General features: G+C 68.4%; 20 protein-coding genes. 16 read left to right on the forward strand and 4 right to left on the reverse strand.

The features are described from left to right. Nucleotides 1-11: 11 nt before the first annotated feature. The 3 genes from AC1DN2_RS16670 to AC1DN2_RS16680 all read left to right on the forward strand — a co-directional run bounded on the left by AC1DN2_RS16670 (nt 12) and on the right by AC1DN2_RS16680 (nt 3,865). Entirely contained in the window at nt 12-1,391 is a 1,380-nt protein-coding gene (locus tag AC1DN2_RS16670; RefSeq protein ID WP_476851225.1) for a geranylgeranyl reductase family protein, read from the forward strand. Between the two features lie 9 nt (nt 1,392-1,400). Next, nucleotides 1,401-2,501 carry a polyprenyl synthetase family protein gene (locus AC1DN2_RS16675; protein ID WP_476851226.1) on the forward strand — a complete coding sequence of 367 codons (1,101 nt, stop codon included), beginning with the start codon at nt 1,401-1,403 and terminating at the stop codon, nt 2,499-2,501. A gap of 527 nt (nt 2,502-3,028) precedes the next feature. Then, nucleotides 3,029-3,865 carry a DUF559 domain-containing protein gene (locus AC1DN2_RS16680; protein WP_476851227.1) on the forward strand — a complete coding sequence of 279 codons (837 nt, stop codon included), beginning with the start codon at nt 3,029-3,031 and terminating at the stop codon, nt 3,863-3,865. Nucleotides 3,866-3,995: 130 nt separating this feature from the next. Here the strand turns inward: AC1DN2_RS16680 and AC1DN2_RS16685 are convergent, their stop codons facing one another. Both AC1DN2_RS16685 and AC1DN2_RS16690 read right to left on the reverse strand, forming a co-directional pair. Continuing rightward, nucleotides 3,996-4,424 carry a hypothetical protein gene (locus AC1DN2_RS16685; protein WP_243181967.1) on the reverse strand — a complete coding sequence of 143 codons (429 nt, stop codon included), beginning with the start codon at nt 4,422-4,424 and terminating at the stop codon, nt 3,996-3,998. A 20-nt stretch (nt 4,425-4,444) separates the two neighbouring features. After that, nucleotides 4,445-5,110 carry a trimeric intracellular cation channel family protein gene (locus AC1DN2_RS16690; protein ID WP_476851228.1) on the reverse strand — a complete coding sequence of 222 codons (666 nt, stop codon included), beginning with the start codon at nt 5,108-5,110 and terminating at the stop codon, nt 4,445-4,447. Between the two features lie 60 nt (nt 5,111-5,170). Between AC1DN2_RS16690 and AC1DN2_RS16695 the strand changes: the two genes are divergently transcribed. From AC1DN2_RS16695 to AC1DN2_RS16750, 12 genes are all read left to right on the forward strand, one after another. Then, nucleotides 5,171-5,917: a sirohydrochlorin chelatase gene (locus AC1DN2_RS16695; RefSeq protein ID WP_476851229.1), complete on the forward strand. Its 747-nt coding sequence runs from the start codon at nt 5,171-5,173 to the stop codon at nt 5,915-5,917. A gap of 131 nt (nt 5,918-6,048) precedes the next feature. Continuing rightward, complete coding sequence (locus AC1DN2_RS16700; protein WP_476851230.1) at nt 6,049-7,794, forward strand: nitrite/sulfite reductase; 1,746 nt, start codon at nt 6,049-6,051, stop codon at nt 7,792-7,794. Then, nucleotides 7,791-8,501 (forward strand): phosphoadenylyl-sulfate reductase, encoded by a 711-nt coding sequence (locus AC1DN2_RS16705; protein WP_476851231.1) that lies wholly within the window; start codon nt 7,791-7,793, stop codon nt 8,499-8,501. Before AC1DN2_RS16700 ends, AC1DN2_RS16705 begins: the two co-directional genes overlap by 4 nt. Continuing rightward, nucleotides 8,498-9,553 (forward strand): sulfate adenylyltransferase subunit CysD, encoded by a 1,056-nt coding sequence (cysD, locus tag AC1DN2_RS16710; RefSeq protein WP_476851232.1) that lies wholly within the window; start codon nt 8,498-8,500, stop codon nt 9,551-9,553. Before AC1DN2_RS16705 ends, cysD begins: the two co-directional genes overlap by 4 nt. Next, a complete protein-coding gene (locus AC1DN2_RS16715) occupies nt 9,553-10,992 on the forward strand; it encodes a sulfate adenylyltransferase subunit 1 (RefSeq protein ID WP_476851233.1) in 1,440 nt (479 codons plus the stop codon). The genes cysD and AC1DN2_RS16715 overlap by 1 nt, the downstream gene beginning before the upstream one ends. Before the next feature lie 283 nt (nt 10,993-11,275). After that, a complete protein-coding gene (locus tag AC1DN2_RS16720; RefSeq protein ID WP_476851234.1) occupies nt 11,276-12,451 on the forward strand; it encodes an ABC transporter substrate-binding protein in 1,176 nt (391 codons plus the stop codon). A 44-nt stretch (nt 12,452-12,495) separates the two neighbouring features. Next, nucleotides 12,496-13,221: an ABC transporter ATP-binding protein gene (locus AC1DN2_RS16725; protein ID WP_018775157.1), complete on the forward strand. Its 726-nt coding sequence runs from the start codon at nt 12,496-12,498 to the stop codon at nt 13,219-13,221. Then, a complete protein-coding gene (locus AC1DN2_RS16730; protein WP_143264635.1) occupies nt 13,211-14,149 on the forward strand; it encodes an ABC transporter permease in 939 nt (312 codons plus the stop codon). The genes AC1DN2_RS16725 and AC1DN2_RS16730 overlap by 11 nt, the downstream gene beginning before the upstream one ends. Nucleotides 14,150-14,348: 199 nt before the next feature. Further along, the gene (locus AC1DN2_RS16735) at nt 14,349-14,645 is read left to right on the forward strand and encodes a putative quinol monooxygenase (protein WP_476851235.1); all 297 of its coding nucleotides are present in this window, start codon (nt 14,349-14,351) and stop codon (nt 14,643-14,645) included. 123 nt (nt 14,646-14,768) lie between these two features. Next, complete coding sequence (gene cobA, locus AC1DN2_RS16740) at nt 14,769-16,055, forward strand: uroporphyrinogen-III C-methyltransferase (protein ID WP_476851236.1); 1,287 nt, start codon at nt 14,769-14,771, stop codon at nt 16,053-16,055. A gap of 96 nt (nt 16,056-16,151) precedes the next feature. Next, nucleotides 16,152-17,627, forward strand: a complete 1,476-nt coding sequence (locus AC1DN2_RS16745) for an FAD-dependent oxidoreductase (protein WP_476851237.1) — start codon at nt 16,152-16,154, stop codon at nt 17,625-17,627. Nucleotides 17,628-17,821: 194 nt separating this feature from the next. After that, nucleotides 17,822-18,823, forward strand: a complete 1,002-nt coding sequence (locus AC1DN2_RS16750) for a DNA topoisomerase IB (RefSeq protein WP_476851238.1) — start codon at nt 17,822-17,824, stop codon at nt 18,821-18,823. A gap of 25 nt (nt 18,824-18,848) precedes the next feature. Here AC1DN2_RS16750 and AC1DN2_RS16755 read toward each other — a convergent pair whose 3' ends face one another. Then, nucleotides 18,849-19,430: a hypothetical protein gene (locus tag AC1DN2_RS16755; protein ID WP_476851239.1), complete on the reverse strand. Its 582-nt coding sequence runs from the start codon at nt 19,428-19,430 to the stop codon at nt 18,849-18,851. 113 nt (nt 19,431-19,543) lie between these two features. Then, on the reverse strand, nt 19,544-20,383 hold the full coding sequence (locus AC1DN2_RS16760; protein ID WP_476851240.1) for a DUF1206 domain-containing protein: 840 nt from the start codon (nt 20,381-20,383) through the stop codon (nt 19,544-19,546). A gap of 257 nt (nt 20,384-20,640) precedes the next feature. Between AC1DN2_RS16760 and AC1DN2_RS16765 the strand changes: the two genes are divergently transcribed. After that, nucleotides 20,641-21,177: a hypothetical protein gene (locus AC1DN2_RS16765; protein WP_476851241.1), complete on the forward strand. Its 537-nt coding sequence runs from the start codon at nt 20,641-20,643 to the stop codon at nt 21,175-21,177. The last annotated feature ends 26 nt before the right edge of the window (nt 21,178-21,203 follow it).

Genomic DNA, 21,203 nt, shown 5'->3' on the forward strand with positions numbered 1-21,203 from the left:
CGATCCCTGCTGTGAATGTACTGATCGTCGGGGCGGGCCCGGCCGGATCCACCGCCGCCTACTACCTTGCCAAAGCCGGCATTGACGTCACGGTGCTGGAGAAAACCAGCTTTCCCCGCGAGAAGGTCTGCGGCGACGGACTCACCCCGCGCGCGGTCCGCGAGATCCAGAAGCTGGGCCTCGCCCACCCCGAAGCCGACGGCTGGCGGCGGAACAGGGGCCTGCGCCTGATCGCCGGCGGCCGCACGATCGAACTGCCCTGGCCGGAGGTTGCCGACTTCCCGCAGTACGGGCTGATCCGGACCCGGCTCGGCTTCGACGAACAGCTCGCCCGGCATGCCCAGTCCGCGGGCGCCGTCGTGCTGGAACGCCACAGCGTCACCGAGGCGCTGCGCTCCGAGGATGGCCGGGTCACCGGCGTGCGCGCAGCGCTGCTGGACAACTCCGGGCGCAAGACCGGCGAGACGCGCGACTTCAGCGCCGACGTCGTCCTCGCCGCCGACGGAAATTCGACGCGCACCGCCGTCTCGCTGGGCATCGGCAAGCGCGACGACCGGCCGCTCGGCGTGGCTGTGCGGACCTACTTCACCTCGCCGCGGCACGACGACGACTGGATGGAAGGCTGGCTCGAGCTTCCCGGCCGCGACGGCAAGCTCCTGCCCGGCTACGGCTGGGTGTTCGGCGTCGGCGACGGCACCTCCAACGTGGGCCTGGGCATCCTGAACTCCTCGAAGGACTTCGGCAAGCTGGACTACAAACAGGTGCTGCGCGAATGGACCGCCGGCATGCCCGCCGACTGGGGCTTCACCCCGGACAACCAGGTGGGCGAAATCCGTGGCGCCGCGCTGCCGATGGGCTTCAACCGCACCCCGCACTATTCTCCGGGCCTGCTGCTCCTCGGCGACGCCGGCGGCATGGTCTCCCCGTTCAACGGCGAGGGCATCTCCTACGCCATGGAGTCCGCCCGCTTCGCGGCCGAATTCATCGCCGACGCGGCTGCCCGGTCGGCGTCCGCCGGCTGGGGGACCGGGACGGAGGCTTCCAGGGCCGCCGACGCGCACCTTGCCCGGTACGCCGACTACGTGCGCCAGCAGTGGGGCTCACACTTCACACTGGGACGGGCGTTCGCCGCCCTGATCGGCAAGCCGGCCGTCATGAAACTGGCCCTCCGGACCGGTATGCCTGTCCCCGTGCTCATGCGTTTCGTGGTGCGGATGCTGGCCAACCTCACCGATCCCGCCGCCAAGGGCTTCGAGGACCGGGTCATCCGGGTCCTGGAATCCCTGGTTCCCGCCACGTCCAATCAGGCAACGTCCAACAAGGCCGCGTCCACCACGGACAGCGTTCCGCACTCCGGCGCCAACTCCGCGGTTTCCGCAACAAAAAGTTAGGGTTAACCCGTGACCAACTCTGCAGACCAAAGCTGGACGCACGCCGGACACGGCCTGCCGAGCGCTGAACCCAGCCTCAACACCACCGCGATCGCCACCGGCCTCCAACTGCCGGCAGGCTTCTCGGCCATCGCGGGTGACCCCGAGCTGGGCCCGGCGCTCACCACCAACCTGGCGCGCGTCGAGAAGAGGCTGCGCGAAGCCATTGCCAACTCCGATCCCCTGGCTGACGCAACGTCGCGCCACCTCGTGGAAGCCGGCGGCAAGCGGATCCGCCCGCTGCTGACCCTGCTGTGCGCCCACCTTGGCGACGCCTCCCTGCCCGCAGTGGTGCAGGCCGCCGTCGTCGTCGAACTGACGCACCTCGCCACCCTCTACCACGACGACGTCATGGACTCCGCGCCGTTCCGCCGGGGGGCGCCGACGGCCCACGAGGTCTGGGGCAACTCCGTCGCGGTCCTGACCGGCGACCTCATCTTTGCGCGCGCCTCCATCCTGGTCTCGGAGCTCGGGTCCCGGGCGCTTGGCATCCAGGCCCGCACCTTTGAACGGCTCTGCCTGGGCCAGCTGCACGAGACCGTGGGACCGCGCCCGGACGAGGACCCCTTGGCGCACTACCTCTCTGTCATCGCGGACAAGACCGGCTCGCTCGTGGCCGCCTCCGGGCAGCTGGGTGCGATCTTCTCCGGCGCCGACGAAGCCTACGAGCCGATCCTGGTCGAGTACGGCGAGAAGGTGGGCGTTGCCTTCCAGCTCGCCGACGACGTCATCGACGTCACCGGGATCAAGGTCAAGTCCGGCAAGTCGCCGGGAACCGACCTGCGCGAAGGCGTGCCCACCCTGCCCGTGCTGCTGCTGCGCAACGCGGCCCGCGACGGCGACCAGGCCGCCGTCGAACTGCTGACTCTGATAGACGGTGACCTCAGCTCGGATGAGGCCCTGGCCGCCGCCGTGGCCGGACTCCGGGAGCACCCCGTCACTGCACAGTCCTGGGTGGTGGCACGCACCTGGGCCGATGAGGCCATTGCCGCCCTTGCCCCGCTGCCCGAAGGCGTCGTAAAGGCCTCGCTGACCAGCTTCGCCCACGCCGTAGTGGACCGCAGCAGCTAGGTCCCCGGCCTCCAGCCGCTGGGCCCGCCTCCGGCCACACCAGCTAGGCCGGGCCCGGCGGTACAGCCGGGCCGGAGTCACTCCCCGGCCGGTTCTTCCGGCTGGGTGCAGCCTGACGATTAACCTGGCTTCCGGCTTAAACGGAATGGCCCCGGTTCCTCACAACGTCCGAGTCTTCCGTTGTGCCGAACCGGGGCCATTTCTCCGTTCGCATCAGATCCACCGGAGGCATTTGGTGAACCCAAGAAAGAGCATATGACAACTTTGTAATGCTGTCTAGCGGTTTTGTAATTTGATTGTCACAGGTTTCGTCGGCGGCTTGGCGGAGGCGGGGCACATGAGGCGGCCGCTCGCGTGACTGCGGCCCAGCGGGGCCACTTTGCAGCGCTGCGGTCTGCTTCCAGGCTGGTTTCTCGGCGTGTTGGAGTCAAAGTGCCCCACGGCGGGTGTGGATGTCCGGGCTGAGGTTTTCCACATGGCGCAGCCGGGCCGGTCCCTAAGTATCCCCGGCAGGGCACATTGGCGGAATGGACGTTGCCACTTATCTTGCTTCACGGGGCGGAACGGCCGCCACGGCGGACCTTGGCCGGGCCGGATTCAGCCGCCACCGGCTTGCCACGGCCGTGTCCCTGGGCACCATAGTGCGGATCCGCCGCGGGCACTATGGGCTTCCGCAGGATTCCGGCGCCTACCGGGCGGCGCGCGAACTGAAGGGGTTGCTGACGTGCGTGTCGGCCGCTCCGTGCTACGGCTTGTGGACCTTGGCTCCGGCCCACTCCATGCATTTGTGTCTTGGGCACCGGTCGGCACCGCCCGGCACTGTGGCCCATGGCCGCTGCAGGCACCTCCGGCACCCGTGGCTGCCCGTGGCCGGACTCGCCGACGTCCTGATCCATGCACTCCACTGTCTGCCTGAATTGGAGGCCCTTGTCATAGTCCAGTGTGCGGTGGGCCGGGGGGACATCACCCTGGCCTTCCTCCGCAGCAAACTCGAGGGTAACCGCAACGGCCGCGCCAGATCGGTGCTGGACCTTGTCATTCCGCGGGCCGATTCGCCGCTGGAAGTTCTCGCCAACACCGCGTTCCGCAGGGCCGGGCTGCACGTGCGCCGGCATGTGGAGATTCCCGGGGTAGGGGAGGTGGACTTCCTTGTTGAGGACTGCATCGTCGTGGAGACCGACGGTGCCTCGCACCTGGAGCCGCTGCAAGTCAAGAAGGACCGGCGGCGGAACAACGCAAGCCTCATCGGTGGTTACCTTGTGCTCAGGTTCGGGTACGACGACGTCGTCCATCACCCGGAGCGGATGGTTGCGGAGGTTCTGGCGGTGCTGGAGTTGCGGCGCAGTGGGGCCTTCCGGCCGTGATGGGCAGGTCGCGGCTGCCGTCCGGGGCTACATTGGCGCCTCAGCAGGGGATCACCGGACCCGACGACGGCGGGTCCGTGTCAAAGTGCCCCCGGACCGCCGGGCCCGGCCCCAGGGGAGGCCGTGGAGCCTAGTCTTCGTCCTCGTCGTTGAAGGCCCACTCGAACATGTCGAAGACGAACTCGGAGAAGGTCCCTTCCTCGCTCTTCCACTGGCCGCGGGCGTTGTTGCGGCGGTACACGATGGGATCCGGGATGCTGAGGTCCCCGACGCGGAAGCCCCAGGTGAACTGCTCTTCCTCGTCCTCGAGGAACATGAGGAAGCCCTCGTCATCGACTTCGAGCTCTTCGGGGTCCCAGAAGTAGTGGTAGGCCTCCATGATGTCCTCGCAGCCGCCGACTGCCAGGTAGAACTCGCGCAGGACCATCGGGACCTGGAACTGGTGTTCGGCGAGGGCGGCGTCGAGCTCCTCGGCCGGGAGGCCATCTTCTTCCTGCCATTCGTCTTCGAGATACTTCGGGACAAGCGCGCGGAATTTCTCGAGGAACATGTCAGTCATGGTCTTATCCTAGCTAATCCTCAGCGGTCGTTTTCCGCGGTGTCCAGGCCCAGCCGGTGCCAGCCGCGGACCGCCAGCGGAACGTACCAGTGGCGCCGCCAGGCCGTGACCCGGAAGGCGAAGACCACCCCGGCGACGGCGCAGGCGCTCACCGCGGTGAAGGTCCCCGTGAGGGACAGGATCACGGTCGACGCCGACCCGGCGAACGCCGGCAGCGCGTACAGATCCCTGGGGTCGAAGAGCTGCGGGACCTCGTTGGCGGTGATATCCCGCAGCAGGCCGCCACCCACCGCCGTCGTGACACCCAGCAGGACGGCGGCCACAGGATTCATCCCGGCGGCCAGGGCCTTCAGTGTGCCGGTGATGCAGAACAGGGCCAGCCCGCCGGCGTCGAACAGGATCAGCAGCGACGTGAAGCGCTGGACGCTGGAAAACAGGAAATACACCAGCACCGTGGCAAACAGGGGCGGTGCCAGATACGCCGGGTTGGTGAACGCGGCGGGCGGGCCCGCGTTGATGATGATGTCGCGGATGACGCCGCCGCCCAGGCTCACCACCGAGGCCAGGAGCAGCGAGCCGATGATGTCGAACTGCTTCCGCGCCGCGAGCAATGAGCCGGAGACCGCAAAGAAGAACACGCCGGCGAGGTCAAGCCAGACCAGGACAAGGCTGAAGGAGAAGGTCATGAAGCGTCCCGGTCGATTGCAAGGGGCGGATAGGGCGGCTCCAAGGTTACGCTAACGGCTATGAATACCCCCATCCTGATCGCCTGCGCCCACGGCACGTCCAGCCCGCACGGGGCCGCGGAGGTCAACGCGCTCCGGGACGGCATCGCGGGGCTCCGTCCCGGGCTGGACGTCCGCGAGGCCTATGTCGACGTGCAGGACCCGGACCTGCCGGCCGTCGTGGCCGGCCTCCCGGCGGGGGTAACCGCCGTCGTGGTTCCGCTGCTGCTCAGCGTCGGATACCACGTCAAGGTGGACATCGCCCGCGCCGTGAAGAGCCGGCCGGACACCCTGGCCGCGGCGCCGCTGGGGCCGGATCCGCGGCTCGCGGCGCTGCTCGATGCGCGGCTGCGCGAGGCCGGGGTAACGGACAACGACGCCGTGGTCCTCGCCGCCGCCGGGTCCTCCGATCCCAGCGCCGCACAGAATGTCGAGGAACTCACGGACCAGCTCCGTGCCCTGCGTTCCAACCGGATCGTGGCCGCCTACGGCGCCTCCGCCAAACCCTCGGTTCCCGACGCCGTCGCCATGCTCCGCGAGGAGGCCGCCGGCGGTGCCGGCGCGGGGGAGTCGGCCGGAGCGGTGGACCTTGGCGGTCGCGTCGTCATCGCCTCGTATCTCCTGGCGCCCGGTTTCTTCCATGACCAGCTGGCCAAGGCCGGCGCGGACCTGGTGACGGCGCCGCTGCTGCCCTCCCCAGTCCTCGCCGAAATTGCCCTGGAACGCTACGACGCGGCGCTGGCCGGGGCCCCGCAGCCCCGGCCCTGACGGTCCGCGCAGATGCACAGCCGCAGGGCGACTTCAAGGGTTTCCGGCGGTTCGTGACGAAATGTTGCCCTAGGTGACTCCCCGTTTCTGACCCTTTGTGACGGGATTACGGCCGCCCCTACAGTCGATGCATGACTGATACAGCTCTAGCCGGAGCGTCCACGGACGAGGCTGCCGCCGGCCGCACCAAGCGCCCTCCCCGCCCGGCCGCAAAGCCGCACGGCCAGTGGAAAGTGGACGGCACCACGCCGCTGAACGCCAACGAGACCTGGAAACAGGAAGACAACGGACTCAACGTCCGCGAGCGTATTGAGTCCGTCTACTCCAAGCACGGCTTCGACTCGATCGATGGCACCGACCTGCACGGCCGATTCCGCTGGTGGGGGCTTTACACCCAGCGCAAACCCGGGATCGACGGCGGCAAGACCGCCACGCTTGAGCCGCACGAGCTAGAAGACAAATACTTCATGCTCCGCGTCAGGATCGACGGCGGTGCGCTCACCACCGCGCAGCTGCGCGTCATCGGCCAGATCTCCGTGGACCTCGCCCGCGACTCGGCCGACCTCACGGACCGCCAGAACATCCAGCTGCACTGGATCCGGGTCGAAGACATGCCCGAAATCTGGCGCCGGCTCGAAGGCGTGGGGCTGTCCACCACGGAAGCCTGCGGCGACGTGCCCCGCGTCATCCTCGGCTCCCCGGTGGCGGGCATCGCCAAGGACGAGATCATCGATCCCACACCGCTGATCCAGGAACTCGCCGAGCGGTTCATCGGCGACCCGGAACTGGCCAACCTGCCGCGCAAATTCAAGACCGCCATCACCGGCCACCCCAGCCAGGACGTGGTGCACGAGATCAACGACGTCGCCCTGGTGGGCCTGGTCCACCCCGAACTCGGCATCGGCTACGACCTCTGGGTGGGCGGCGCGCTCTCCACCAACCCCATGCTGGGCAAGCGCCTCGGCGCCTTCGTCCGGCCGGACCAGGCCGCCGACGTGTGGCTCGGCGTCACCAGCATCTTCCGCGATTACGGCTACCGGCGCATGCGCACCAAGGCCCGGCTGAAGTTCCTGCTGGCCGACTGGGGGCCGGTGAAGTTCCGCCAGGTCCTCGAAGACGAATACCTCGGCTACAAGCTCGCCGACGGCCCGGCCGCCCCGAAGCCCTCCACGCCCGGCGACCACATTGGCGTGCACGAACAAAAGGACGGCAAGTTCTTCATCGGCGCCACCCCGCTGGCCGGCCGCCTCTCCGGCAGCCAGCTGGTCAAGCTCGCGGACACCCTGGAGGCCCGCGGCTCGCAGCGCCTGCGCACCACCCCGCACCAGAAGCTCGTGGTCCTCGACGTGCCCAAGGATGAGGTGGACCCGCTCGTGGCCGAGCTCGACGCGCTGGGCCTGTCCGCCCGCCCGTCCGTGTTCCGGCGCGGCACCATCGCCTGCACCGGCATCGAGTTCTGCAAGCTCGCCATCGTGGAAACGAAGGTGACCGCGGCGACGGCGGTCGCCGAGCTGGAGCGACGGCTCGCCGACCTCGCCGAGAGCAAGCAGCTGCCCCAGGCGCTGTCCCTGCACATCAACGGCTGCCCCAACTCCTGCGCCCGGATCCAGACGGCGGACATCGGCCTCAAAGGCATGATGCTGCCAACGCCCGACGGCGACCCCACCCCGGGCTTCCAGGTCCACCTCGGCGGCGGGCTCGCGTCCGACAGCCGCGAGGAGGCAGGCCTGGGCCGCACCGTCCGCGGCCTCAAGGTCACGGCCGGGGAACTGCCCGACTACGTGGAACGCGTGGTCCGCAAGTTCGTCGCCGACCGCTCCGAGGGCCAGAGCTTCGCCGAGTGGGCCTTCGCCGCGGAAGAGGGTGATCTCCAGTGACCGTCGCACTCCGCTCCCACGACGAGCTCAAGGCCCTCGCCGAGGCCGGCGCCGCCGAGCTCGGCTGGGACGCCCCGGCCCGCGACGTCATTGCCTGGGTGGCCCGCAATTTCGAGCTGCCGACTGTCGCCGTCGCCTGCTCCATGGCGGATGCGGTCCTCCCGGCGCTGGTCGCGGACCAGCTCCCCGGCGTCGACGTCCTGTTCCTGGAGACCGGCTACCACTTCCCGGAGACGCACGCGACGCGCGCCGAGGTCGCGGCCAACCTGCGCGTCAACGTCGTGGACGTGCTGCCGGAGAACACCGTGGAGCAGCAGGACCGGCTCCTGGGCAAGGACCTCTTCGCCCGCGACCCCGCGCAGTGCTGCGCCCTGCGCAAAGTGGCGCCGCTGCGCCGCACCCTGGCCGGCTACGAGCTCTGGTTCACCGGAGTCCGCCGCGACGAGGCGCCCACCCGCACCAACACGCCGCTGGTCACCTGGGACGAAGCCAACGGCCTGGTCAAGGTCAACCCGGTGGCGGCCTGGACTTTCGACCAGCTGGTGCAGTACTCCGACGACAACCTTCTTCCCGTCAACCCGCTGCTTTCACAGGGCTACCCGTCCATTGGCTGCCAGCCCTGCACCCGCAAGGTAGCGCCCGGCGACGACCCCCGCGCCGGACGCTGGGCAGGAACCGACAAGACAGAATGCGGACTACACGTATGAGCAATGTTGAGACTTTCGTGGCCGTCGACCCCGATGCCGCCCCCGCCCCTTCGCGGGACGGCGATGCTGCAAGCAGCATCGCGTCCCGCTCCGACAGGCCCGATGCCACTCCCTGGGCGGCATCGGGGCCGACGGCGGAGGCCCGCCTGAGCTTTCCGGCTCGCCTGTCGTCTTTGGACACTTTGGAATCGGAAGCGATTCACATCATCCGCGAGGTCGTCGCCGAGTTCGAGAAGCCTGCGCTGCTCTTCTCCGGCGGCAAGGATTCCGTGGTGATGCTGCATCTGGCCACGAAGGCCTTCTGGCCCGGCAAAGTGCCCTTCCCGGTGCTGCACGTGGATACCGGTCACAACTTTCCCGAGGTCATCGACTTCCGCGACCGCACTGTGGAACGGCTGGGCCTGAAGCTCGTTGTTGGCTCCGTCCAGGAGTTCATCGACTCCGGCGAGCTGGCCGAGCGTGCGGACGGAACCCGGAACCCGCTGCAGACCGTACCGCTGCTGGACGCGATCCAGCGCAACAAGTTCGACGCCGTCTTCGGTGGCGGCCGCCGCGACGAGGACAAGGCCCGGGCCAAGGAGCGGATCCTGAGCCTGCGCGACGAGTTCGGCCAGTGGGACCCCCGCAACCAGCGGCCCGAGCTGTGGAACCTCTACAACGGCCGGCACACGGTGGGCCAGCACGTCCGCGCGTTCCCCATCAGCAACTGGACCGAACTGGACGTGTGGCGCTACATCGAGCGCGAGAACATCGAGCTGCCGGGCCTGTACTACGCCCACGACCGCGAGGTCTTCGCCCGCGACGGCATGTGGCGCGCCGTCGGCGAGGTCTCCCAGCCGCGCGATCACGAGGAAGTCATCACCAAGACCGTCCGCTACCGGACCGTCGGCGACATGTCCTGCACCGGCGCCGTGGAATCGGCCGCCGCCACGGTGCGCGACGTAGTCATTGAGGTTGCCGCCTCGACCATCACCGAACGTGGCGCCACCCGGGCCGATGACCGCATCTCCGAGGCCGCCATGGAAGACCGCAAGAAGGACGGCTATTTCTAATGAGCACGGAAACGTTTCTCCCGGGCCAGGACCTCGTTGCCGCGGCGCTGCCCACCACGCTGTTCCGCTTCGCCACCGCAGGCTCCGTCGACGACGGCAAGTCCACACTGGTGGGCCGGCTCCTGCACGACTCGAAGGCGATCCTCGCCGACCAGCTCGACGCCGTCGCCCGCACCTCGGCGGACCGCGGGTTCGGCGGTGAAGGGGCCACCGGCACAAAGGCGATCGACCTCGCCCTGCTGACCGACGGCCTGCGCGCGGAGCGCGAGCAGGGCATCACGATCGATGTCGCCTACCGCTACTTCGCCACGGACCGGCGCAGCTTCATTCTCGCGGACTGCCCCGGGCACGTGCAGTACACCAAGAACACGGTGACCGGCGCGTCCACCGCGGACGCCGTCGTCGTGCTCATCGACGCCCGCAAGGGTGTCCTCGAGCAGACCCGCCGGCACCTGTCCGTGCTGCAGCTGCTGCGCGTGGCACACGTGATCGTCGCCGTGAACAAGATCGACCTTGTGGATTTCAGCGAGGACGTGTTCCGCGGGATCGAGGCGGACGTCCAGCAGGTCGGGCGCGAACTCGGGCTCGGCCGTGACGATTCAAATGCAGGCGGTGTCTCCGATCTCTTCGTCGTCCCCGTCTCCGCCCTCGACGGCGACAACGTGGTGGACCGCTCGGAGCGGACCCCGTGGTACGACGGCCCCGCGCTCCTGGAGGTCCTGGAGACGCTGCCGGCCGCCGACGAACTCGAAAGCCACCTCGAAAGCTTCCGTTTCCCGGTCCAGCTGGTGATCCGGCCGCAGGGCGCGCTGGCTCCGGACGCCATCGCCGGCGGCCTCGATCCTGAGGCCTACCGCGACTACCGTGCCTACGCCGGCCAGATCACCGAAGGCTCCGTGAAACTGGGGGACCAGGTCAGCATCCTGACCCCGGGCCAGGCCCCGCGCACCACCACCATCACCGGGATCGACTTCGCGGGCCGCGAGCTCGCCGAGGCGGCCGCACCGCAGTCCGTGGCGCTGCGCCTGGCCGATGAGTTCGACGTCGCCCGCGGTGACACGATCGCGGCGGCCGGGACGGTGCGCGAGGCATCGGCAGACCTCTACGCCGCCCTGTGCTGGCTCTCGCCCAAGCCGCTCCGGGAGGGCTCCAAGGTCCTGGTCAAGCACGGCACCCGCACGGTCCAGGCCCTGGTGCGGAACGTGACAGGCAGGCTCGACCTCGCCAGCTTCGGCCTGGAGCCGACCACCACCCTGGAGCTCAACGACATCGGGCACGCGCAGCTCCGGCTCGCCGCGCCGCTGCCGCTGGAGAACTACCTGCACCACCGCCGCACCGGGGCGTTCCTCGTGATCGACCCGCTCGACGGCAACACCCTCGCCGCAGGCCTGGTCAACGACCACCCCGGCGACCACGAGGACGAGCGCTACTCGATCTAGGCCACGTGTCACATGGGCGCAGCTTGTTCCCCGGTCGGTCGCCATGGGCGGCAATCCGGGAAACAAGCTGCCGTCTTTTGGGGCCGAATGTGACGCTGCGTGAACCCGCGTGACCCCCGGTTTCCGGGCCGTTGAACCCCGAATATGACACTCCCTATGGTGAACGAATGAAGACACAGGAACGGTTCCCCGGCCTCCCCCGCAGGGACTTCCAGGGGCGATGTCGCCGGCGCTGACCATCCGCCCGGCCCTTCCGCACACACCCCAGAACAGGACTTCACCCATGTCACACACCCCCGAAAACCCCGGGCCCGGCACACAGCCCGGCACCACCCGGATCGTCGCCGGCGAGACCGGCAAACCCAAACGCAAGCGCACCTTGGAGATCGCCCTGGTCGCGGGCCTCGTGCTCCTGATCGGCGCAGGCGCAGCAGTTGCATCCTCGCTGTCCCGCAGCCCCGAAACCGCCCCCGCAGCGGCAACGGCGGACGCCGGCCCGGCCACGGAACTCAGGCTAGGCTACTTCGGCAACATCACCCACGCTCCGGCCCTGGTGGGTGTCAACAAGGGGTTCATCGCCAAGGACCTCGGGGCGACCAAGCTCAGCACGCAGGTGTTCAACGCCGGCCCGGCCGCGATCGAGGCCCTGAACGCCGGCGCCATCGACGCCACCTACATCGGCCCCAACCCGGCCATCAACTCCTACGTCAAGAGCAACGGCCAGTCCATCAGCATCATCGCCGGCGCCGCGGCCGGCGGAGCGCAGCTGGTGGTCAAGCCCGGCATCAACTCGGCGGCCGACCTCAAGGGCAAGACGCTCGCATCGCCGCAGCTCGGCGGCACCCAGGACGTGGCCCTCCGCGCCTGGCTCGGCAAGCAGGGGTTCAAGACCTCCACGGACGGCAGCGGCGACGTCTCGATCAACCCGACCGAGAACGCCCAGACCCTCAAGTTGTTCCAGGACGGCAAGCTCGACGGCGCGTGGCTGCCTGAGCCCTGGGCCTCCCGCCTGGTGCTCCAGGCCGGCGCGAAGGTCCTGGTCGACGAGAAGGACCTGTGGGAGAAGGGCGAGTTCGTCACCACCGTCCTGATCGTCAACAAGACGTTCGCGGCCGAGCACCCTGCCACGGTGCAGGCGTTGCTGAAGGGCCATGTCGAATCCGTGGACTGGCTCAACGCGGCGCCCGCCGCCGAGAAAGCCACCGTCCTCAACGACGGACTCAAGGCTGCCGCAGGCAAGGCGTTGTCGGCCGACGTCATCGACCGGTCCCTGAAGAACATTCTCTTCACCACCGACCCGCTCGCTGGGACGTACAAGAAGCTGCTCCAGGACGGCGTCGACGCCGGCACCACGAAGCAGGCCGACATCAACGGCATCTTCGACCTCACGGCGCTCAACAGCGTTCTGAGCGAGAGTGCCGGCAAGAAGATCTCCGCCGAGGGGCTCGGCAAGGACTAGCGCCCGGGCCCCCAGCCATCCGCCACAACAGTAAGGACCAGACCATGCCAGTCGTACTGGAACACCTGGGCAAGCGCTTCGGCGCCGGCGCCCCGGTGCTGGACGACGTCAACGCCACCATCGGGCAGGGCGAGTTTGTCGCCCTGCTCGGTGCCTCCGGCTGCGGCAAGTCCACCCTGCTCAACATCATGGCGGGACTGGAGGCCCCGACGTCGGGCGCCCTGGAAGTGCCCAGCGACGGCGCCGCCTTCATGTTCCAGGACGCGGCACTGTTTCCCTGGCTGACCGCGCGGGAGAACATCGAGCTGGCCCTGAAGCTGCGCGGCGTCGGGAAAGCCGACCGCCGGGTCCGGGCGGGGGAGCTGCTGGACCTGGTGCACCTGGGCGGTGCGGGGGACAAACGGCCCCACGAGCTCTCCGGCGGGATGCGCCAGCGCGTCTCCCTCGCCCGGTCGCTGGCCCAGGACCGCCAGCTGCTGCTCATGGACGAGCCGTTCGCGGCCTTGGACGCGATTACACGGGACCTGCTCCATGACGAGCTGGAACGGATCTGGAAGGAAACCGGCCGGACCATCGTCTTTGTCACCCACAACGTCCGCGAGGCCGTCCGGCTGGGCCAGCGCGTCCTGCTGCTCTCCTCCCGGCCCGGCCGCGTGGTGCGGGAATGGCACGTCAGCGAAGAGCACCGCACCGACGCCGGACTGGCCGGCCAGCTCACCGGCGAAATCACCGCCCGGCTACGCGAGGAGATCCGCCGCCATGCCAAGTAACCAGCTTCCCGTGGCGGAAGCGCCGGTGGAGACCCGCAAGGTCCACGCGGCCCTGACCCGTTCCTCCACCGGCAAGGAAGACCTCCGCGAGCTCGAAGCGGGCCTCGACTCCCTGCAGTCAGACTCCATCCGCAAGGTCCGCATCGACTGGAGCCGGATCCTGCTGCCGGTGGCCGCGCTCGCGGTGCTGATCATCCTCTGGCAGTTGTACGTCTCCCTCGGCTTCAAGCGGCGCGACGTCGTGCCCGGCCCCCTGGATGTCATCGGCCAGGTCGGAACCCTGTGGGGGGAGGGCAAGCTTCAAGAGGCCGTCTGGACCTCGCTGCAGCGCGGCGTCGTGGGCTTCCTGATCAGCGTGGTGATCGCGACGCCGGTGGGTCTCGTGCTGGCCCAGGTGGCACCGCTGCGGCGCGCTTTCGGGCCGCTGATCTCCGGGCTGCAGGTCCTGCCGTCGGTGGCCTGGGTGCCGGCCGCTATTCTCTGGTTTGGGATCACGGATGCCACCGTGTATTTCGTGGTGTTCATGGGTGCGATTCCCTCGATCATCAACGGCCTGATCTCCGGTGTGGACCAGATTCCGCCGCAGTACCGCAGCGTCGGAAAGGTCCTGGGTGCGTCCCGGCTCCAGCTGGCCTTGCAGATCATCCTGCCGGCGGCCCTGCCCGGGTACCTCGGCGGTCTCAAACAGGGCTGGGCGTTCTCCTGGCGCTCGCTCATGGCGGCGGAAATCATCGCAGTCGGCGGCACCATCGGCTTCGGTCTGGGCTCCATGCTGGACCAGGGCCGCGTCCTGTCCGACATGACCATCGTCATGTCCGCCATCCTGCTGATCCTCGCCGTCGGAATCCTGATCGAGCTGCTCGTGTTCGCACCGATTGAAAAGCGGCTGCTCCGCCGCCGCGGCCTCCTGGCCGGCAGCACCCGCTAGGCAAGCCCCCCAGCTCCTCCAAAGCAACGCGGGGTCACTTACGGCCCATAATCCATTGGTTTATGGGCCGTAAGTGACTCCGCGTTGCTTTTTCGATGGCTCCTTGCCCGGGTACAGGCACGGGCCTACACTCACGCCTAGAGGCCGGGTTGCGGCCCCTTCCACGGCTGATGCAAAGCCCGATTCCTAGGAGGTCGCTGTGGCGGCAAAATTTGGCGTGCTGGCCCTGGTCGAAGCCAAAGCGGGGAAGGAACAGGACGTCTGGGACTTCCTGAACGGAGGGCGCGAAATCGTGCTCAACGAGCCCGGAACGCGCACCTGGTATGCCTTCCGGGTCAACGAGAACACCTTCGGCATCTTCGACACCTTCGACACCGAGGAGGACCGGCAGGCCCACCTCAGCGGCGCCATCCCCGCCGCCCTCGGCGAACACGGTCCCGCCATGCTCGCCAAGGATCCCGACATCAAGCTGATCGAACTCATCGCCGTGAAATAGGGGTGCCCCCGGCCGCCGCAGATCAGGAGCGGCGATTGCCATTATGTGACGCGGCGTTACCTTGCGTGAACTGGTGTTGCCGCACCGTTGTTCCGCTATGTGACGCCGCCCTATCGTCGATGCATGGCAATTCAGGACATTTACCCCACGGCCCTGCGCCTCCTCGGCCGTCCCGTGCTGGTGGTCGGCGCCGGCCCGGTGGCCGCCCGGCGCACCAAGGGGCTGCTCGACGCCGGAGCCCGCGTCACCGTCGTGGCACCGGCCGCCTGCCCGGCGCTCGCTGAACTTGCCGACGCCGGCCTCCTGAACTGGGAGCCCCGCCCGTACCGGCGGTCCGACGTCGACGGCGTCTGGTTCGTCCAGACCGCCACCGGCGACGCCGCCGTGGACGCGCAGGTCTCCGCCGACGCCGAGTCGCAGCGCATCTGGTGCGTCAACGCCTCCGACCACGAAGCCTCCGCCGCCTGGACGCCCGCCGTCGCCGTGGTGGACGACGTCAAGATCGCCGTCAACGCCGGCGGAGACCCGCGCCGCGCCATGGCCCTGCGCGACGCCGTCGCCACCGCCCTGGCCACCGGAGACCTGCCGCTGCGCCGGCACCGAGTTTCCGGCACGGGGGCAACTCCCGGATCCGTGGCCCTCGTCGGCGGCGGTCCCGGCGACACCGGACTCATCACCGTCCGCGGCCGCCGGCTCCTTGGCCAGGCCGACGTCGTGGTGGCGGACCGGCTCGGCCCGCGTGAACTCCTGGCCGAACTGGCCCCCGACGTCCGCATTGTGGAGGTCGGCAAGACCCCCGGCCACCACCCGGTGCCGCAATCCGAAATCAACCGGATCCTGGTCGAGGAAGCCCTGCAGGGCCACCGCGTGGTCCGGCTCAAGGGCGGCGACCCCTACGTCCTGGGCCGCGGCGGCGAGGAAGCCGAATTCTGCCGGCAGCACGGCGTCGAGGTCGAAGTGGTTTCCGGCGTCACGTCGGCCATTTCCGTCCCCGCCGCCGCCGGCATCCCGGTCACGCACCGCGGGCTGGCCAAAGGCTTCAGTGTGGTCACCGGCCATGAGGAACTCTCGGAAGTCCCGGCCCGTGCCGACCACACTGTGATCCTGCTCATGGGTGTGGGCCAGCTGCGCGATTCCGCAGCCTCCCTGGCCCGCGCCGGTTTGCCTCTTCAGACGCCTGTTGGCATCGTAGAGAATGGATACCTGCCAAACCAGCGGGTGACCATCGGAACCCTCGGGACCATCGCGGACCAGGCGGAGGCCGCAGGCGTAGCGAATCCCGCCGTGATCGTGATCGGCGACGTGGTCCGCGTCAGCCCGTTCGCGCCGTCGCACTTCAAGACCGCGGACTACAGCACCACCTCCCCGAACGCTCCCCGCACCACCAAGACCCGCGTACTGACCCCGTAGCCCCACCCAACTAGCTCGCAGCAGAAGCCGTTTTGAGCCCTCATAACGGCCTTAGCTGCGAGTCAGTTGGGCCGTGACAGAAAAAGGAACACAGCCGTGTCAACTAGCACCCCCGTAGGAACCGCCGCCCGCCCGCTGCGCGTCGCCGTCGTCGGCTCCGGTCCCGCCGGCGTCTACGCCGCGGACATCCTGACCAAGAGCGAGGCCGTCAAGAGCGGCGAACTCACCGTCAGCATCGACCTCTTCGACCGCTACCCGGCACCCTACGGTCTGATCCGCTACGGCGTGGCCCCCGACCACCCCCGCATCAAGGGCATCGTCAACGCCCTGCACAAGGTCCTGGACCGCGGCGACATCCGGTTCTTCGGCAACGTGGACTACGGCACGGACTTGTCCATCGATGACCTCCGCACCCACTACGACGCCGTCATCTTCGCCACCGGCGCCATCAAGGATGCGGACCTCAACATCCCCGGCATCGAGCTCGAGGGCTCCTACGGCGGCGCCGACTTCGTGTCCTGGTACGACGGGCACCCCGATGTGTCCCGCGAATGGCCGCTGGAGGCCAAGGAAATCGCCGTGATCGGCAACGGCAACGTGGCCCTCGACGTGGCCCGCATGCTCTCCAAGCACGCCGACGATCTCCTGGTCTCCGAAATCCCGGACAACGTCTACGCCGGGCTGAAGTCCTCGCCGGTCACGGACGTGCACGTGTTCGGCCGGCGCGGGCCCGCCCAGGTCAAGTTCACGCCCCTGGAACTGCGCGAACTCTCCCACTCCAAGGACGTGGACATCATCCTCTACGCCGAGGACTTCGAGTTCGACGCCGAATCGGACCGGCAGATCCAGAGCAACAACCAGACCAAGACCATGGTGGGCACGCTCACCAACTGGATCGCCGAACAGCCCGAGGACCTCTCCGAGCTCACCGCGTCCCGCCGGCTGCACCTGCACTTCCTGCACAGCCCGGTCGAGATCTACGGAGAAGAAACCGACGGCGCCGACGCGCCCGGCCGCGTCGCCGGGATAAAGTTCGAGCGCACCGAACTGGACGGCACCGGCAACGCCCGCGGCACGGGCGAGTTTGTCGAGTACCCGGTCCAGGCCGTGTACCGCGCCATCGGCTACTTCGGTTCCGCCCTCCCCGAGGTCGAGTTCGACCACAGCAAGGGAGTCGTCCCGAACGACGGCGGCCGGGTCCTGGACGCCGCCGGCACCCACGTGCCGGGGATCTACGCGACCGGCTGGATCAAGCGCGGTCCGGTGGGACTGATCGGCCACACCAAGGGTGACGCCCTCGAAACCGTGACCTACCTGCTTGAGGACCGCGAAAACCTGCCGCTGGCCGCGGCGCCCGCCCCCGAGGCGATCGTCGAGCTCCTGGCGGGCCGCGGCGTCGAGTACACCAGCTGGGAAGGCTGGCTGGCCCTGGACGAGCACGAGCGCGCCCTGGGTGAAAAGGCCACCGCTGCCGGCGGGTCGCACGGCGTCGCCGTCCAGCGCGAGCGCATCAAGGTTGTGCCCCGCGAGGACATGGTGGAGATCTCCCGCGGCGCCGCCGTCGAGGTCTAGCCTCAACACAGAGCAACACAGAGCAACACATAGCAACACAGAGCAACGACGCAGACCAGCGCGGGGTCACTTCCCGCCCATCCCGGAAGGGATTATGGGCGCTAAGTGACCCCGCGTTGTTTGATTTACGTGGAAACCTGGGCGGTAGTCAGTAGGCTTACCGTCATGGATGAACACTCGCCCAGGGCCGGCCAATGAGGCTCCGCCACAGCAACGCGTCCGGCCGCGGATACCGCAGGGTCCCCGCCGGGACCGGGTTCAGTTACAAGGACCTGGACGGCTCCACCCTGCCGCCGGGCCCCGTGCGGGAACGGCTCGAGGGCATCGGGATCCCGCCGGCTTGGACCGACGTCTGGATTGCCCCGTACGACAACGGGCACATCCAGGCCACGGGAGTGGACGCGGTGGGCCGGCGGCAGTACATCTACCATCCGAGCTGGCGGGAACGGAAGGACCGGCTGAAGTTCGACCGTTCGCTCCAGCTGGCTGAGACCCTGCCGACCGCACGCCGCCTGGTGACCATGGACCTGCGCTCCGAGGGGCTGACGCGGGAACGCGTGCTGGCGGCCGCCTTTCGGATGCTCGACAGCGGATCATTGCGCGTCGGCTCGGAGCGCTACACCAATGAAAACGGCAGCCATGGCCTCGCCACCCTGCTCTGCGCCCACGTCAAGGTGCGCAAGGACGAACTCCGGCTCAGCTTCCCGGCCAAGAGCGGCAAGACCTGGGAGTCGCGGATTGACGACGCCGACCTCGCCGCCGTCGTGCGCCAGCTCAAGCGCCGCGGCGGCAACGCCCGCCTGCTGGCCTACAAGGATGGCCGCAGCTGGCATCCGGTGTCGAGCGCGGACATCAACGAGTACGTCAAGGAGCGCACGGGGGAGGACTTCACCGCGAAGGATTTCCGCACCCTGCGGGGGACGGTGGCGGCAGCGGTCAGCCTGGCGCAGAGCGGCCCGCAGACGAAGGTCTCGGCCCGGAAGAGCGCGGTGAGCCAGGCCATGCAGGACGCGGCCGCGGTCCTGGGCAACACACCGTCGATCGCCCGGAAAAGCTACGTGGATCCCCGGCTGCTGGACCACTTCGCGGCCGGGGAAACGATCGACCCGAGGCGGCTGGATTCCGCCGAGTCCGAGATCCGCGCCCTGCTGTACCAGGAAGGCGACGTGGTGCCGCTGCGGAAGGCCGCCGGCTAGTTCCCGGGCGCGGCCCGGCGGCACCTCAGAACTCGGCGTTGATGAACCCGATGACAATCGCCGTCCACCAGCACAGCTGCGAGATCACCAGGCACAGCAGCAGATGGACCCGTTGCCCGGCGGTCAGGTCCTTGAACGAGGCATCGGGCGTCAGCCTGGCCAGCCGCCGCATGAGCGGAATGAGCATGATCCCGTTAAGGCTGAGCACAAGCACGGCGGCGAGCTTGAGGTCCGTCATCGGGTTGCTCAGGTGCGGGTTCAGGAACACGCCCGTGGCCAGCATGCCGGCCAGGCCGCCCCAGATCAGCGGTGTCGCCGCGCCGTCGAGCCTGATGGTTTCGGCCAGGTCGCGTCTGCCGATCAGCCACAGGAAGCCGTGCCAGTCCATCAGGACGACGGCGCCAAAGGCCACCACCATCGACAGCACGTGCAGCACGACGGCGATGTGGTGGACATAGGTGTCGACGTGGACCGCAGTGGACAACGTGACCGAGAGCAGCCAGGCCGCGGCGGCCGCGGCGGACAGGGCGGCTACGAGCCGCCGCGTGGACCGCTCAGATTCACGGTGCCGTCGGAGGGTGCGTCTGCTCACCGGAACGTAGCTCATGCCATACCTCTGCGAGACCTGGCGCCGGTGGCCGTCCCAGCCCGACCCGGGGTAGCTCCACGATAGTCCCGCGGGCAGATGCCAAACAAGAAAATCCCCACCCAGGGCGGCGGCTACATCCGGCCGAAACGCGCCCGGACCAGCGCGAACACGCCGTAGGCAATGAACCCGGCCCCGATTGCCAGGAGCAGGTACGGGCCGAAGGGGTGGTCCCGGAGCGCCTTGAGGCTGCCGTCCAGGCCGGTGGAGGAACCGGGATTGTTGGTCGCCGCGGCCACGACGAAGAGCAGCCCGGTCAGGATCAGCGCCAGCCCTTTGGAGACGTGGCCGGTGACGCCAAGCACGCTGATCAGTTTGCCGCGGCGGGTCCCTTCGAAATGCTGCAATTCCTCCTTGAACTTCTTCCCGAAGCCCTTGACGATGAAATACACGCCGATTCCCATGATGGTGAGCCCGAGGCCGACCAGGGCCGGAACCCCCAACGGTGACTGGATCAGGGCCGTGCTGAAATCCCGGGTCGAGTCGCCCGAATCGCCGCGCTGGCCGAGCCCGAAGCCCGCGAAGCTCAGCCCGACGCTCCCGTACGCTATGGCAAGGAAGCCGGAGGAAATGAGTTTGCCCAGCTGCTCCCGGCGCGGCAGGTGGCGGCCCCGGAGCGTCGCCTCGCTCAGCTGCCAGAGCGCGAGGCCCGCGCAGGCGATGCAGGCCGCCCACATCACCGCCGGACCCCAGGGGTTGGCAGCGAGTTGTTCGATGGCGCCGGTGGGTTCGGCCTGGCCCGGCGCGCCCAGGACCAGAGCGACGGCGATGGCCCCGATCACGATATGAAGCAGTGCCATCACCGCGAATCCGGAACGGGCGACGACGTCGAGCGCGGTGCTGTTCGACGCCGCCTCCGCGGTGTCGAACGCGTCGCCGATGGCGGCTTCGATCCCGGACTCTTCTTCTGCCATGGTGATGCGGCTATTCCTCATCTGGTCCGGTGGAACGGTGCCGTGCCTACGGCGGTGTGCCGGTGTTGTGCCTTACGGCGGTGTGCCTATGGCGCCGATTCTACGCGCGGCGAAGTGACATCCGCTTGGACTACCGCGTTTTTGGTAAGTGTGCTTACCATAGCCGGGTCATGGCCCCGCTCGTGGACATGCCGCGGACCGGCAGCCTTGCTGCCCCCTGCGATTCGGATTCGAAGACAGATGATAGGAAGCTCAACATGGCAGGTAATCTTGTTGCCCGATCCATTCACGACCTGACGGCAGCCGCCTGGTTCGGCGGTTCCCTGATGGGTGCCATTGGGCTCAACGGTGCCACGGCTGCTGCCAAGGACCCTGCGGAACGTACCCGCCTCTCAAGCCTGGGCTGGAAGAAGTGGGCGCCGTACCAGGCGGCGGCGTTTGGGGCGCATTTTCTTTCGGGCCTCGCCGTGATGTGGGAGAACAAGGGGCGGATGGCCAAGCAGGACGGCGTCACGCGCCTGAGCGTCTACAAGTCCGTCGTCACCCTCGCCGGTGCCGCTGTGACCCTGTACGCGGGCCTGCAGGGAGCCAAGGTGGACAAGCTGGCCGCCGAGGGCGCCAAGGGTGCCACCGAGCCGAAGCCGGGTGCCTCCGAGGAACTCCGTTCCGCGCAGCAGCAGCTGAAGATCCTGCAGTGGACCATCCCCGTGTTCGCCGGCTGGGTGATCGTGCTCGGCGCCAAGCACGGCGAGATGCAGCGGCCCAAGAACGTACTGAAGGGCCTCGTCCGCTAGCCCCGGCACAGCCGGTATGCGCCACT

The organism is Arthrobacter sp. 01L42 (genome assembly GCF_056400005.1).

Bases quoted from the DNA above. Each gene is read 5' to 3' on its own strand.
- AC1DN2_RS16685 (WP_243181967.1), bottom strand. From the start codon at position 4,424: ATGACTGACATGTTCCTCGAGAAATTCCGCGCGCTTGTCCCGAAGTAT.
- AC1DN2_RS16695 (WP_476851229.1), top strand. From the start codon at position 5,171: ATGAATACCCCCATCCTGATCGCCTGCGCCCACGGCACGTCCAGCCCG.
- AC1DN2_RS16690 (WP_476851228.1), bottom strand. From the start codon at position 5,110: ATGACCTTCTCCTTCAGCCTTGTCCTGGTCTGGCTTGACCTCGCCGGC.
- AC1DN2_RS16760 (WP_476851240.1), bottom strand. From the start codon at position 20,383: ATGGCAGAAGAAGAGTCCGGGATCGAAGCCGCCATCGGCGACGCGTTC.
- AC1DN2_RS16765 (WP_476851241.1), top strand. From the start codon at position 20,641: ATGGCAGGTAATCTTGTTGCCCGATCCATTCACGACCTGACGGCAGCC.
- AC1DN2_RS16715 (WP_476851233.1), top strand. From the start codon at position 9,553: ATGAGCACGGAAACGTTTCTCCCGGGCCAGGACCTCGTTGCCGCGGCG.
- AC1DN2_RS16680 (WP_476851227.1), top strand. From the start codon at position 3,029: ATGGACGTTGCCACTTATCTTGCTTCACGGGGCGGAACGGCCGCCACG.
- AC1DN2_RS16755 (WP_476851239.1), bottom strand. From the start codon at position 19,430: ATGAGCTACGTTCCGGTGAGCAGACGCACCCTCCGACGGCACCGTGAA.
- AC1DN2_RS16720 (WP_476851234.1), top strand. From the start codon at position 11,276: ATGTCACACACCCCCGAAAACCCCGGGCCCGGCACACAGCCCGGCACC.
- AC1DN2_RS16700 (WP_476851230.1), top strand. From the start codon at position 6,049: ATGACTGATACAGCTCTAGCCGGAGCGTCCACGGACGAGGCTGCCGCC.
- AC1DN2_RS16750 (WP_476851238.1), top strand. From the start codon at position 17,822: ATGAGGCTCCGCCACAGCAACGCGTCCGGCCGCGGATACCGCAGGGTC.
- cobA (WP_476851236.1), top strand. From the start codon at position 14,769: ATGGCAATTCAGGACATTTACCCCACGGCCCTGCGCCTCCTCGGCCGT.
- AC1DN2_RS16725 (WP_018775157.1), top strand. From the start codon at position 12,496: ATGCCAGTCGTACTGGAACACCTGGGCAAGCGCTTCGGCGCCGGCGCC.
- cysD (WP_476851232.1), top strand. From the start codon at position 8,498: ATGAGCAATGTTGAGACTTTCGTGGCCGTCGACCCCGATGCCGCCCCC.
- AC1DN2_RS16730 (WP_143264635.1), top strand. From the start codon at position 13,211: ATGCCAAGTAACCAGCTTCCCGTGGCGGAAGCGCCGGTGGAGACCCGC.